Below are 14,589 nucleotides of genomic sequence, written 5' to 3' on the forward strand. Positions count from 1 at the left end.
GTATTGTGTTAATTTTATTATATCAATTTATAATATTGTTTGCATTGTCATTTTGTAATTTGGCATATATTTTAATAATAAATTATAAAAATCTTTACCATGTCCATTCTTAGTTAGTGAATGGACAATTTCATGAGCTATAATCGCTTTTAATATTTGATCATTATAGCAGTATATATTTTTATTATAAGTAATTTTATGTTTGGTTTTATTATATTGTCCATAATAGCTAGAAACATCTTTAAAACTAAATGGAATACTAGTTATATTAAAGTCTTTTTCAACATTATCTTGGATTAAGCTAATGCGTTGTTTTAATAAGTTTAAAGCATAAGCTTTCACTTTTGAAATGACTTGAGTTTGATTATTGCATAAAATAGTGGCTATTAATTTATAATCTTTTTTTGAATAAATAAAAATACTTTTTAATGTTGAATTAAACTCATAAAACATCAAGTTATCAAATAGCTTAAACTCATTATTAAAATCATTAATAAAATTTTTTAAATTAAAAATATATCTTTCTATTCATTTAGAAGAGATATTTTTTAATATTAAATGAGCTTCATTAATTGAAGAACAATATACTAATAATTTATCCATTTTCATTTGTATTTTAGAAACATTTTTATTCTCAATAAAATAAAATGGTAGATTGTAATCTTGATATTTAAAATAATGAATTTGCATAGTATTATTGTATTAAAAAAGAGTGATAAAATCACTCTAATCTTAAAAAAAGATATAAAAAAATAGCAGCTCCCTATTTTCACCTTTCGGCTATCGTCGGCACTAAAGGGCTTAACTACTGAGTTCGGAATGGATTCAGGTGATCCCCTTTGCTATAACCACTGATAATAGTATAGCACTATTTTTTAAAACACCAAATCTTTTTTTGAAAAAAATGTTGTTTTTTTAAATTCTAGATTCCTTATTAATAATTGATTGATATATCCTAATTAAACATTGGGTTTTCTTCATCGTGATTTATCATTTGTGATTGCATAATTTGATACTGATTAAATTTTAATATTGTCAGTCTAGATACCACAAAAAACGCAATTATTACTCCAAAACTAGCAATTGCAGTAGCATTTGAAAGAATATAAATTTGAACATATGATATAGGAATAAATATTAAATACAATAACAGTAAAATAAATATAGTTAAGCTTTTTGTTCTTAGATAAATATTTATTTCACTATCTATTTCTTTAGTTAATTTATGTAGCTTAAAGGATAAGATAGCACTTAAAACACCAAATATATAAACTATTAGACCAAATATTATTGGTGTGATAGTAGTAATAACTAATGCTATAGCTATAATTAATAATTGACTTGATTTAGAATTAATAGCTATAAATATTATTTGTCATATAGAATATTCCTTTAATAAAAGGAATAATCCTGAAATATTAGAGATGTTCTCTTTTGATATTTTTGTTAGATTTGTATTGTTTTTTATTTGAGTAGTTTTTAGTAATTCGGTTAAATTCCACCATAAAATAAACATTGTAGATATAACTAAAATCATAGATGCTACAATACCCAATATAAAGAAAATAAGCATCTTTTTGCGATAATTTTTAAGTTTAATAACCATTTCATTTAAATTTGTCATATTATTCATTAAAAAAGCACGGTTCCCGGTTTAAGGGTCCGTGCTTTTAGTTTCCTAGTAAAATATATATAGAAAAAAATAAACGAAAGGAAACCAACTTAATTATAATGAATAAACGTAAAAGTCCAATAGTTAAACCTATTTGCATTAAACAATTCATCTCAAACCATTTAAATAATAAACAAAATATCAAAGTTTATAAGCATTACCTTTTTAAGAAAACTAAAGTTGATACAGACTTTTATATTCAAGTGCTATCATCAAAGAGAAAGTTTGACCCTAATCATTTTAACGTATCAAGTGTTATGATAATGGTTGATCGCCTAAAGAGTAATAATAGCTTAAAAGAGATATCTAAAGAGCTTGGATTTAGTCGTAAAAGCATTGTTTCAAACTTTAATAAACTAATGAAATTTAACGACGTTAAACACTTTCCAAAACGTCAAAGATGCAATAATTGCGGTCAGTACTTTCAACAAATTCAATGACTTAATATTAAAAATTGATTTGACTCTAGAAACCAAGCTGAACAACATAGAAACTTTTTACAAAAACAAATTATGAAAAATAGATATAAAGATTTCTTTGTTTATTTAAATGAAGTAACTAAAAATTACAATAAGAACAAATTTAAAAAAGTAAGTGTTAGAGCTATTAAAACTTCTATTTTTAACATTAGACTAAACTTTATAGAAAGCAACCCAAATTCATATATCACTAGCGAACAAAGTATTTACCACTTACTGAAATTACCATATTTAAACCTTCCTATAGACATTTTACCTATTGTTTCAAAACGTGGGTATAGTTCTGTTTTATCTAGAAAACAAGTACAAAAGAAAAAGAAAATTGGTTTAAACATAAAATATCGTAGTGAAGAAATTAATTTAAGACAAAACTTTTTTGACTATGAAATGGATACAGTAGTAGGATCAAAAAGATCTAAAACTGTTCTTTTAACATTACTTAATAGAAAAAGTAGAAAAGCTTACTCAATCAAAATTGGTAGAACTGCTTTAGCTGCTAAAGAAGGTTTAGAAACCTTAATTAAAGCATTTAATTTAAGAATAGATAGCTTAACAATTGATAATGGATCTGAGAATTATTTATTAGATAAAATTGATTGTATAGGACAAATTTATCACTGCGATCCTTATCGATCATCACAAAAAGGTTCAATCGAAAATATGCATAGAGAAATAAGACTATTTTTCCCAAAAGGAAAAACTTTTGACAACACTTCACAAGAAGAAATTCAAGAGATAATGAACAGAATTAATAACAAAACAAGAAAATCATTAAAATACAATGGGAAGTACTTATCACCTAATGAGTACGAAAGAATTCTCTTTGCTCAATCTTGTTAAATTTACATAAAAAACAATTTTTCTAACATAAATTTTGAAAATTTTAATTTTGCGACTTTTGTGTTTTGTACAAAACACATCTTTTTCTACATCCTTTTTTAGTAATTTATATGAAATATTATAGAATTTAACTATATAGAACTAGGTACTTGCTTAAGTACTTTTAAAATCTCTAAAACCAAGAACCGTAAAACTTTAATAAATACATTTAAATTTGTCATATAAAAATTATATATTTTTATCTTAAAATATTTTAATTATGAACCAACATTATTACAAAAAACCATTCTAGTTTTAAACTAGAATGGTTTTATAAATAGCTTAATTGTGATCGATTGATTCTATTAACTATTTTCTTCATAAATACCAAAGTTATAATTTCTAAAATTAATAATAATGGCACTATTATAATGACATATGGAATAATAATGCTTAATCCTTTAATAGAAGTAATAATCACTAATAAAATAAAAGTAGCTAGTGATAAACTTCTTAGTGAGCTTCCTTCATAGTCATTTAATTTATAAATTTTATAAGTGGTTATTGAAGCAAGAATATTAAATACTAAAACAGTAATACTCATTCCTAATAAAGCTAAAGCTCCAATTACTACAAAAATAATAACAATTATTAATGGACCAGTATAAATATTTTTAAAGATATCTCTTGCACTTGAAATATTGCTATTTAAATTCATTAAACTGATTTTATTCGAAAGTGATTCATTAACTCCATAACTTATTGCAGTTATCACAATTGCTAAAATCATTAAGAAAAATAATGACACTTGCACTATTTTTAGTATTAATATTGTTTTTCAATATTTATATAATTTGGTTTTTAAGATTTCTAATGCTTCCATAAATAAATTATAAATTAATCATCAACAAAATATTAACAATTAAATATTTTGAACAAATTATTAATAAATTTAATTTATAAAATCACTTTCTTATTAAATAAATCTTCTTGATTTGAAGTTAAATGGTGTGATACAAAAATAATAGTTTTATCAAGAGATAAAATTTTATTTAAAATATCATCCCGATTTTCTTTATCTAAATTACTTAAAACTTCATCTAATAAAAATACTGGTTTATCAATATAAAAAGCACTTGCAAGTTTGATTCTTTGCACTTGACCTTCTGAAAGATTACTAACATCAACATTTGTTTCATCTTCGATGAAATTAATGTTGAATAACTCTTTAAGTTGATTGATTTTTTCAACTGAATAGTTTGTTTCTTGAGCTGCAATAATTTGGTTTAAACTAGGATATTCAAGTAATTGAATATCTTTATTAACTAAAGTAAATAAATTAGCTAAATCAGTTTCTTGTTCATATAAAGTGTTATTAATTTTTATGGTTCCACTAGTAGGATCTAAGTAATTCATCATTAAATTAATTAAAGTTGATTTACCTTTACCACTAGTTCCTTTAATTAAGACTTTATCATTAGCATTAATAGTTAAATTAAAATCTTGGAATATGCTTTTTTCTTGATAATTAAAGTTTAAATTTTGAATGCTTAATTGATCAAAATGATCAAAAGCTAAAGCTTTTTTATCAAATAATTCACTAAAGAATTCTTTAGCTTTATTATCAAATTCTTTCACTGTATTAATAAACATATAGTTATTAATTAAAGCATCTAAATAACCTACATAAGTTGCAAAATTAATTACTAAAACAATTAATACACTTAAATCAACATATCCTTTAACATATAAAACTAGCGAAACAACAAAAGTAATTATGAAAGCAAATTTATTTAAAAATTTTGAACCTTCACCAAAGAGTTTTGTTTTCATTACTACTTTATTGTACATTTTAACAATTGGTGAAGTTTGTTCTTGATATAAATGGTCAAAATATACAGTTTTATTATTGTTTAAAAAGACGTTTTGTACTTGAGTAAACGCAATAACTTTTCCCATTCATTTTTCTGCAATTTTTGATTCTTTAACTTTTTGTTTAGGGATAGCTCTAACTACTAAATAAATCTTAATTGGTAAGATAATTAATGACACAATAAAAATAATTCCCATTACTTTTGGTGCTATAGTTCCATAAATAATTAAAGTACCAGCAATAGAAACTATTGAGCTAACAATTAATAAAAACTGAGCAGTATTAACTGCAACATTAAAAGCATCAGTATGGAAAAGGTTAAGAATTTTATCTTTACCTACTTTGTTTAAACTCTTTTGATGTTTTTGCAAAATAGTTTTATATCACTCAAGCGTTAAAATATTTTTGTATTTAGTAATTACACTATAAGCAACATATTCTTCTAAAGTATTTGAAAAAATAATAATTATAAAAGAACATAAATATAATACAATTCAAATTAAAAAATCATTATTTACACTTGCTGTATTTCAACTAATTAAAAATTGATTTAATAAAAATAATTGTAAAGCAGCTACTAAAGCATTAAAAGTTGCAACTAAAAGTAAAGGAATTGATAAATGATATAGTTTTAAAAACTTTTTAAGATAGTAATTCATTTATTTTTCCTCCTTCTAATTTATAAACTTTATTAAATTTATCTTTATCTAATTCTTTTATAGTGTGTGAAATTAGAATAATAGTTTTATTGCTTTTTACTAAAGCATCATAAATAATTGCAGCATTACTTGGGTCAATATTACTTAAAGATTCATCAAATAATAAAATATCTTTATCACTCATTAAAGCACGAATGATTGCTAATCTTTGTATTTGGCCAAGTGAATATTGTAAATTGGTTAAATCAACCATTTCATTTACATCTAATTGTTCTAAATTAAATTCTTTTAATAAACTAATTGCATCATTAATTTTATGCTTGTCTCCAAGAATTAAATTATTCATTAAAGTATCTTCATAGAAATTAATTTCTGAGCTAGAAACATAGTAATTTTTATAAATGTCTTTAATTTCTTGCTCGTTTATTGGCACATCATTAAACACATAACTACCATTATTTAAATTATTAACTCCTAATAAAATATCAAATAATGAACTTTTACCAACTCCACTTTCTCCATAAATCAAGACTTTGTCCCCTTGATTAATGTTTAAGTTAGCTTGGTTAAAAATAGTTTTATTATCATATCCAAAATCAATATCAATTAAATTTAAACTTTTTAGTTTATTAATATTTTTGTCAATCAAAGCAAATTTATGATCATAACTTAAATCTGGATGAAGAGTTTTAAGAAAATCATTAAGTGCTCCATTGAAAGCTCTTAGGCTAAAAATTCCACCAAATAAAGACTCTACTGAATCTACTAAAGTTTTACTTTGATTAATAATTAAAACTAAAATCGCAAAATCAATATATGGAGTTTTAAAGATTAAAATAATACTAATCATTAAAATTAAAATGAATGATAAACTCGCTAATGTTCCTTCAATTAATTTTAAATAAGCTTCACTTTTAATCATTTTATGTAAATATTTATTATTTAAATCCTTCACTAAATTAGTAGTTTTTGTAAAAACTTTATCGTTAATTCCTAGTACATTAGCACTGTAAATTAATTCTGCAGCTTCATTTTGGACTTGCATTTCATTATTGAAGTAGTCATTGACATTAGCTACCATGTTTTGCATTAATCCATTCAAGAATAAGCTTACTAATAAAAATACTAAAGAAATTGGAATTAAATAACTTAAAGTAATTGGAGCGACAAGTCCAATACCAATAGTTAAAGCAATAGTTTTACCTAAAGATGAAAATAAATTAATGAAATTATTTACTATACTAGAACCAACAACTTCTGTTACTTTGGTTAATACAGTTAATTTATCTCCTTCTTTTATTTCTCTAAACATTTTTAGCCCTTTATTAGTAAAAATGTTAAAAAGATTTCTTTGAATTAAAAGTCTAAATTTATTATTTAATTTTAATTTTAAAAACATGACAATTGATGCAAAAACCAATATTAATGTATTTAAAGCTAAGAATAAAGCAAAATAAATAACAAATTTACTATCGCTAAACAAAGTCAATGCTAAGTTATTTTTTAATAAATCAACAAATATTTTAAAAACATATGGATAAAACCCAAAAGCAAGCACTTCTAAGAAAACCACAAAAAGAATTATTGAAATTTCTTTTTTAAAATATTTTAATAATAGTTTCATTTTTTCCTTTCTTTTTAAAAAAATAACCATTTATGCAATGTGGTACATAAATGGCTATCCTTAATACTGAATTATACTTTTTAAAACACTTAAATCATTATCACTGATATTAAAAATATTTTTATAATCTATATTTTCATTAATTAGTATACTAATTAATTTTAATTGTTCTTTTATAAAAATAATGTATTTTTCAATATTAAATTTTGTTCCAATATTTAATAATAGTGACAATACACCAAATAATCCTTTTTCGGTAGTTAATTTGTTCGATTGAGCATTGATAAAGGAATCTAATATTTCAAATAAGATTTCTTTGCTCTTTTGATTTTTGAATTTAAGATGATGAACATAGAAAATAAATGCTAAACCAGCAATTCCATCATAAATATATGGTGAATAATTATCTTTAGTTTTGATTGCTAAAGACCCATTAATGTTAATCACTTTTTTATCATAAGTTTCTTTTAGTAAATTAAATAATTCTTCTTGATTATTGTCGGATAAAACTTTAGTAAAAAGCTCTATTCAATCTTTTGAAAAACCTTTTAATTCTTTACTATCAAATCCAACATATATTCTAGTTATCATTAGAAAATTACTTGAAATAGTAAAAGAATTGTTTTTAATTCTTAAATTAACCTTTTTGTCTTTAAAAATTAATTTAGTTTTGTCATTTGATCAATCAATATCCACTAAATCCATAACTCAATTATTAATATTTAAATAATAATTAAGTTTTTTATCTCATCAAATTTGTTTTGATGCTTGATAATTATTTAATGTAGAAATAAATGAATCATATGATTCTCAATTTAGATCACTATCATTTAAGTATTTTAAATTATTAATTTTTTCAACTTGCTCTTGATATGATAGTTTTTGCTCAAATAATAAATCTAAAATTACTTCTAAGAAATTTATAGGTAATTTAAAATTAACAAATAATTTTTCTCAATATTTTTCAACTATTTCTTGATTAATTTCTTTTTGTAAAAGCGATTTATCAAAACTTAATAATTCTAAAAATAATAAACCTAATTTAACTTTCTTTATATCTTTGCCAAAATAATTAATATTTAAGTCATTTAAAATAAAATCTTTTAAATTTTCTTTATTATTAACTTTTTCATCAAAAATCAATTGATCTAGATCAATACATTTAACTTTATTTTCTTTTAAATCGTAAATAAAGTTTCTTGGTATTGTATCATTCATATCTAAATCTAAATTATTTTGATGAAAATCAAGTAATGATATAAATATGGTTGAATAATTATTTACACTGCATAAGTTTTCATTAATGAAAACATCTTTATTATAAAATGGTGTACACTTAATTTGAAAACTAATTAAGTTTAAACCTTGAATATAATCTCAAACAGTAAAATAATCTTTTTCTAAGTAAAATTCATCAACAAAATTTGAAAAATAATCTTTATTTTTAATTTGCTTTCACGATTCTACTTCTTTTTGTTTATTTTTAATAGCACTAGTTAAGGAAGTATCAAAAGTTCCGTATTTAGCGTGTTTAATTATTTTTAAAGAGTTATCATTATCACTAACTAAATAAACATTAGTTGATGGTTTGTTTAGAATAATTTTTTCTATTTTATACCTATCATTCAACAGTAAGGTGTTATAATTATTATTAGACACTACTAAATCATTTTCGAATTCAGGGACATAAAACTTATTTCTATCGTCTTGCGGAAAAGCGTTAGGGATAAATTCTCCGTATCTATAATGAATTAGTTTAGATTCTTTATATGATTTATCACCATTTATAAATACACCATCAGATGATTTAAAAATGTTAAATAAATCTTCAGCAATTGTTATAGCATTATCACGATTTAAAGTGTAAATAGTTATAAATTTTCCAAATGCACTAAAACTAACTTTATCACTTAATAATTCTTGATATTGCTCGGTTGTTTTTACAACTTTGAATGTTATTTCATTCTTAACTGCATATTTTACAAAAGTTTCTAGTGTGCTTATTGCGTCATCCAAAATCGGTGACAAATGTATTTTTCAACCATGCTCTGGAATAGCATGGTTTTTATTTTCAACAACAAAATAATCATCATTTTCTTTTATTTCAAAAGCATAAGTGATATTTTGTTTTAGAATTAATTTTATTTGGTTTGCCATCTATAATTATCCTAATTTTCTTGACATTTTCAAGTAATACAAATAAGTGTAATTTTACCTTTTGCGTATAATCCTTCTAAATCTTTTTGTAATTCTCCATATTGATCTGCGTTTAAAACACTTTTTTGATTTAATAAATCAATTTCATAATATGATAAATTTGAATTTAATGTTGCTAAATTCATTATTGAACCTCCGTGTATTTTAATTTAATTTTTTGGTGCTTTGTATGAGAATCGAACTCATGACAATTGATTACGAGTCAACCGTTATACCATTTAACTAACAAAGCATGGTGGAGATGAGGGGAGTCGAACCCCTGTCCACATATGAATAATAAGCTTAAGTCTACAGTTTAGTTTATTTTTAATAACATTTAAAATTCTAAAATAAACAAAAAGAATTTTAAATGTGTGACTAAATTCGTTCAAAGTTCGTCAAGCTTTAAACTATTCTTAATTAACCTACTTTAAGTTCAAGAAACCACTTAAAGCAACTTTGTTGCATTATTAAGCAAAAGCAAAGGTTTGATTTCCAGCGAAAACTGGGTTTGCGAATGAATATTCGCTTGATTCTTCGTTTCCGTTTAAGAAAGCCTAGTAGCAATTATAGTCTGCTACACTACTGCATTAAACTCATACCCATACATGTCGAAACCATTACATCCCCTAGTAAAATTTTAGAGTTTGTTGAATACGCTTATTTGTCTCTTCTTTGGTAATTTTTGCACGTTTATCATATTTTTTTAAACCTTTTGCAATAGCTATTTCAATTTTTAAGCGTGATTGGTTATTAAAATAAATCTTAAGTGGAATTAAAGTTACTGATAAGGTATCTAAAGTTTGCTTTAATTTACGTATTTCTTTTTTGTGCATTAAAAGCTTTCTATCTCTAGTTTCATCACATTTAACTAACATATATTGCTTAAAAAATGCTTCTTTAAGATAAAGTTCATTTTTATAAATTGAGCAATAAGCATTAGTTAAATCAATTTGACTAGCTCTAGCACTTTTGACTTCTCATCCCAACAGTTGCATTCCTGCTTCATATTTTTCAACAATTTCGTAATCACGAAATGCTTTTTTATTATTCGATACTATTTTCATAAACCACACTTATTTTATTATATTTAAGGGTCAAAACGATAAAAAAAGCAAAATTATAGTAATAATTTTGCTTAAAATCTTGAATAAGTTCTATTTCCTACAAATACTCTATAATAGGCTACATTAAAAATTAATCCAATAAAAAAGAAATAAACTATTAATCCTACATATAAACCAACAATAACTAATAAGTTCAATACCCCACTATAATTATCTTTTTTTAGAAATATTTCAGATATAAAGTGATATGAAATATTTAATAAAAAGATCGGGATTAAGGATAATAATAAACCTCTTCATAAGTGTTTAATTTTTATTTTGAATGATACTAAATATTTAAATCATAAAAGTAGCATACAAAATAAAAACATCAATGAAAATAAACTATAAAATAAAAATGATTCCCAGTTAATGCTTTCTTGATTAAATATTTCAGCATTAATTTTTAATTTTTGGATCACTATTGTATATAAAAAAGTAAATGCAAATAATAATAAAGTAGTTCCTAATGAAACTCAAATTCCTTTTAATTTATTTCCTCAATATGTACCTAATCGTTTATGTTCGAATAAATAATTTGAAGAATAAATTAATTTTCCATATCCATTTGATGAAAAATATAAGAAGGACAATATAACAATTAAAAATTTAATTACATCAGCACTAGTTGCTAAACCAGTATTGCTTGCAGGAAATAATACATCACTTTTGATTGAAAAAATGTTGGATAAAACTAAAGAAAAAGTGTTAATAAAATTACTTTGATTTTGGTATGAAAAACCAAATCAAGTAAAAATATAAGCAGCTAGAGTATTAAAATAAATTACTAAATAAATTGATGGGATAAATGATAGAAAAATGTTTAAAGTTGGAGAGTTTCATATCAAACTAAAATCAATTGAAGTAATTTTTAAATGTACTATTTTAACAGTTTTATTAATTAAAACTTTTTTCTTTTCTTTTTCATTGCTACTTGTTTTTTTAAACACTTTAGGCATTCCACGTAAGAATATAAGTGTAATAAACAATGCAATTTTTAAAGTGATGGTTAAATATAACCATTCAAAGAAATAACCTAAAGCATTTCAATAAATCACATTTTTATTAAATCCAATTTGACTTTTTTTGATTCGCTTTTTGGTTAATTCTTTATACATATTTTTATTTAAATTTTTCATCAAGTAATTTAACTACTATGTCATTAGAAATTTGTGGATTTACTTGTCCATTAGTTTGTTTCATAATAGCTCCCAAAATAAATTTTACTACTCTTTCAGGTCTATTAGGATATTCATTTAATAACTCTTGGTTATTTTCCATTATATTTAAAGCAATTTCAGAAATTACTTGTGGATCTGAAATTTGTTTTAAATTATGTTTAGTTAATAATTGTTCAATATCTCCATCAAAATCAACTAATAATGGAATAAGTTTTTTAAGTGATTTACCTGAAATTATTTCTTGCTCAAGTAATAATAAAGCTAGATTAATATATTGTGGAGCAATATTTAAATGATATGCTTTAGTTTTTTTAGTATTTGCTAAAGAAACTATTTCAGCAAAGAATACTTTAGATAATTTGTCTTTATCAGCATATTCAATTGAATCAAAATATTTAGCTAAATCTAAATCATCAATTAAACTTTGAACATAAATGTTTTGAATTCCTGCATTTAAATATCTTTGTTCTTTTTCTAGTGGTAATTCTTTTAATTTAACACTATCAATAAAGCTATCGCTTAATTTAATAAATGGAATATTAGGTTCAGGGAAGTATTTATAATCCACAGTTCCTGTTTTAGTACGCATTACAATATTGGTATTAGTTTGATCATCAAAACGTTTAGTTTGTTGAAGAATTTCTTGATTTGTAAGAATTTTTTCTTTTTGAATTTCAATCTCATTCTCAATTGCTTTTTTAATATTTGATAATGAGTTCATATTCTTAATTTCAATTTTAGTACCAAAACCATCATATCCATAAGGTCTAAGTGAAATATTAATATCAGCTCTTAAAGAACCTTGTTCTAATTTAGCTTCTGAAATTTCTAAACATAAAGCAGTCTTTTTAATCATATCAACATAAGCTGCAGCTTCATCAGCAGATCTAATTACTGGATAAGTAACTATTTCAATTAAAGGAATTCCAGCACGATTGTAATCTAATTTAGTTCCATTATCATCATGATGTTGTCTTGCAGTATCTTCTTCTAAATGAATTCTTTCAATTTGAATTTTTTTAGCTTGATCATTAACTTTGATTTCTATTTCACCATCTTTTCCAATAGGTCTATAAAACTGAGTAATTTGATAACCTTTAGGTAAATCAGGATAAAAATAATTTTTACGATCAAAGTGCATTTCACTATCAATTTCCATATTTAATGCTTTAGCCAATGCAATTGCATATTTAACTGCTTGTTTATTAACCATTGGTAAAGTTCCTGGATAACCAAGATCAATTTGATTAGCACAAGTATTAGGTTGGGCATTAAAATCAATTCTTGAACCAGAAAACATTTTAGTTTTAGTTTTTAGCTCTAAATGAATTTCAATCCCAATAATTGTTTCAAAATTATTCATACATTTCTCCTATTAATTCTTCAATATATTCTGCATTAGCTAATAATTGTGCATCTTTATAATTTGCTGCATCGATAGCAAGGTTAAATGGAAAGTTTTGATATTTAGCTAAAGGGATAGTAATTGATGGATTTCCTGCTAAATTAGCTCCAGTTAAAATATAGTTCATAACATCATAATCTTTTTCACTACCAAAAGTAGGAGCAATTCCACCAAAAGCAGGATAAATAACAACATCAGCTTTATCATGTAATTCATTTAAATAGTTTTTAATTACTCTACGAGCTTTTTGAGCTTTAATAAATAACTCTTCTTGATTTTCTGAATATAAGAAATAGCTTCCAAGACTCAATCTTTCTTGCACCATTTTTCCAAAACCTTTAGATCTAGTTGAATGCATTAATTGTTCTCAAGAATCTCCTTCTTGTCTATTTCCAAAAGCTACTCCATTTAAATTAGCTAAATTAGAGCTAGCTTCTGAGAAGCTAATTACTTGATATACTGGTTTAATAGTTCTTAAAATATCTAAATTAGGCTTTATTATTTCTACTTTTATATCTTTTTCTTGCATTTTAGCTATTAATTGATCAATTGCATCATTAACATAAGCTTCACAAAATTCACTAAAGTCTAATAAAATAACTTTATTTGGTTTAGTTTTAATAACATTATTAATTTCTACTTCTACAGTAGTCATATCTTTATTATCTAAACCATATACATTTTGAGCTACTACTATAGCATCATTCACATTATGAGTAAAATAAGCTACTGTATCTAATGATGAAGCATAAGCAAACATTCCATATCTACTAATTGCACCATAGCTAGGTTTAAATCCCACAACTCCACAATAACTTGCAGGTAATCTTACTGAATCTCCTGTATCTGAACCTAAAGCAATACCAACATTTTTGCTAAAAGTAGCAACAGAACCACTAGAAGAACCTCCAGCATATTTAGTTTTGTCTAGAGGGTTAGTGATTAATCCATAAGCACTATAAGTTCCAGTTCCTCCAAGAGCTAATTCATCATTATTCACTTTAGCTAAAGCTACTGCTCCATTATTAATTAATTTATCAACTACTGTAGCATTGTATGAAGGATAAAAGTTATCTAAAATCAATGATGAAGCTCTAGTTAAATAATCTTTAGTCGCAAAAACATCTTTAATGGTTAAAGCAACATTGTTTAAAGCACCTTTTTTAGCTTCTTTGATTTCCATCATAGAAGCTACACAATTATTTTGATCATTTTTTAACTCATTATAAGCTAAATTACAATCACCTTTATTTAAAAATTCTCTATTCATTATTTAACCACCTTTGTAAGTATGATATAGTCATCGTCTGCATCTTTAGCATTTTTTAAGATATCTTGTTTTGAAATAGCATAACTTGTATCTTCTATATCTTCACGTAAAAAATCAATTTTTAATTCTTCATTTATATGAGTTAGTGGCTTAACATTAGCTAAATCTAATTTATCTAATGATTTAAGTTCATTTTGTAATTTGGTTCAATTATTTAAAATATTTTCAATAACTTCATCAGTAGGTTCTAGCATTAATGATGAAACTATTTCAATAAGTTTTTCTTTATTCATTGTTTGCATAAA

General features: G+C 23.8%; 13 protein-coding genes, 1 tRNA gene, 1 rRNA gene and 1 other RNA gene. 1 reads left to right on the forward strand and 15 read right to left on the reverse strand.

Annotated elements, in window-relative coordinates; translation table 4 throughout:
* Window positions 1–27: 27 nt before the first annotated feature.
* The 3 genes from GE118_RS00530 to GE118_RS00540 form a co-directional block, all read right to left on the reverse strand.
* Window positions 28–690, reverse strand: a complete 663-nt coding sequence (locus tag GE118_RS00530; RefSeq protein WP_158763522.1) for a YgjP-like metallopeptidase domain-containing protein — start codon at window positions 688–690, stop codon at window positions 28–30.
* 60 nt (window positions 691–750) lie between these two features.
* Window positions 751–856: ribosomal RNA gene (gene rrf, locus GE118_RS00535) — 5S ribosomal RNA — on the reverse strand.
* A gap of 99 nt (window positions 857–955) precedes the next feature.
* Window positions 956–1,624, reverse strand: a complete 669-nt coding sequence (locus GE118_RS00540; protein ID WP_158763523.1) for a hypothetical protein — start codon at window positions 1,622–1,624, stop codon at window positions 956–958.
* Between the two features lie 107 nt (window positions 1,625–1,731).
* Here GE118_RS00540 and GE118_RS00545 point away from each other — a divergent pair, with 107 nt between their 5' ends.
* Window positions 1,732–2,991 carry an IS30 family transposase gene (locus GE118_RS00545; RefSeq protein WP_158763524.1) on the forward strand — a complete coding sequence of 420 codons (1,260 nt, stop codon included), beginning with the start codon at window positions 1,732–1,734 and terminating at the stop codon, window positions 2,989–2,991.
* 310 nt (window positions 2,992–3,301) lie between these two features.
* On the opposite strand, the gene GE118_RS00550 is transcribed toward GE118_RS00545, so the two are convergent.
* The 12 genes from GE118_RS00550 to GE118_RS00605 form a co-directional block, all read right to left on the reverse strand.
* Window positions 3,302–3,853, reverse strand: coding sequence for a hypothetical protein (locus GE118_RS00550; protein WP_158763525.1), 552 nt, complete (start codon window positions 3,851–3,853; stop codon window positions 3,302–3,304).
* Window positions 3,854–3,927: 74 nt separating this feature from the next.
* On the reverse strand, window positions 3,928–5,502 hold the full coding sequence (locus GE118_RS00555; protein WP_158763526.1) for an ABC transporter ATP-binding protein: 1,575 nt from the start codon (window positions 5,500–5,502) through the stop codon (window positions 3,928–3,930).
* Entirely contained in the window at window positions 5,486–7,126 is a 1,641-nt protein-coding gene (locus tag GE118_RS00560) for an ABC transporter ATP-binding protein (RefSeq protein WP_158763527.1), read from the reverse strand. The genes GE118_RS00555 and GE118_RS00560 overlap by 17 nt, the downstream gene beginning before the upstream one ends.
* Before the next feature lie 60 nt (window positions 7,127–7,186).
* Window positions 7,187–9,283: a hypothetical protein gene (locus GE118_RS00565; RefSeq protein ID WP_158763528.1), complete on the reverse strand. Its 2,097-nt coding sequence runs from the start codon at window positions 9,281–9,283 to the stop codon at window positions 7,187–7,189.
* An 11-nt stretch (window positions 9,284–9,294) separates the two neighbouring features.
* Window positions 9,295–9,468, reverse strand: coding sequence for a hypothetical protein (locus GE118_RS00570; RefSeq protein ID WP_158763529.1), 174 nt, complete (start codon window positions 9,466–9,468; stop codon window positions 9,295–9,297).
* 33 nt (window positions 9,469–9,501) lie between these two features.
* Window positions 9,502–9,575 (reverse strand) — tRNA-Thr (locus GE118_RS00575).
* 1 nt (window position 9,576) lies between these two features.
* Window positions 9,577–9,952, reverse strand: a transfer-messenger RNA (tmRNA) gene (gene ssrA / locus GE118_RS00580).
* Window positions 9,952–10,389 (reverse strand): SsrA-binding protein, encoded by a 438-nt coding sequence (gene smpB, locus GE118_RS00585; RefSeq protein WP_158763530.1) that lies wholly within the window; start codon window positions 10,387–10,389, stop codon window positions 9,952–9,954. The genes ssrA and smpB overlap by 1 nt, the downstream gene beginning before the upstream one ends.
* Window positions 10,390–10,460: 71 nt before the next feature.
* A complete protein-coding gene (locus GE118_RS00590) occupies window positions 10,461–11,567 on the reverse strand; it encodes a YhjD/YihY/BrkB family envelope integrity protein (protein ID WP_158763531.1) in 1,107 nt (368 codons plus the stop codon).
* Window positions 11,551–12,972 (reverse strand): Asp-tRNA(Asn)/Glu-tRNA(Gln) amidotransferase subunit GatB, encoded by a 1,422-nt coding sequence (gene gatB / locus GE118_RS00595; RefSeq protein WP_158763532.1) that lies wholly within the window; start codon window positions 12,970–12,972, stop codon window positions 11,551–11,553. Before gatB ends, GE118_RS00590 begins: the two co-directional genes overlap by 17 nt.
* Window positions 12,965–14,284: an amidase family protein gene (locus tag GE118_RS00600; protein WP_158763533.1), complete on the reverse strand. Its 1,320-nt coding sequence runs from the start codon at window positions 14,282–14,284 to the stop codon at window positions 12,965–12,967. The genes gatB and GE118_RS00600 overlap by 8 nt, the downstream gene beginning before the upstream one ends.
* Complete coding sequence (locus GE118_RS00605; protein ID WP_158763534.1) at window positions 14,284–14,586, reverse strand: Asp-tRNA(Asn)/Glu-tRNA(Gln) amidotransferase subunit GatC; 303 nt, start codon at window positions 14,584–14,586, stop codon at window positions 14,284–14,286. The genes GE118_RS00600 and GE118_RS00605 overlap by 1 nt, the downstream gene beginning before the upstream one ends.
* Between the last annotated feature and the right edge of the window lie 3 nt (window positions 14,587–14,589).

Source organism: Mycoplasma sp. NEAQ87857 (genome assembly GCF_009792315.1).
Lineage (GTDB): Bacteria > Bacillota_I > Bacilli_A > Mycoplasmatales > Metamycoplasmataceae > Mycoplasmopsis.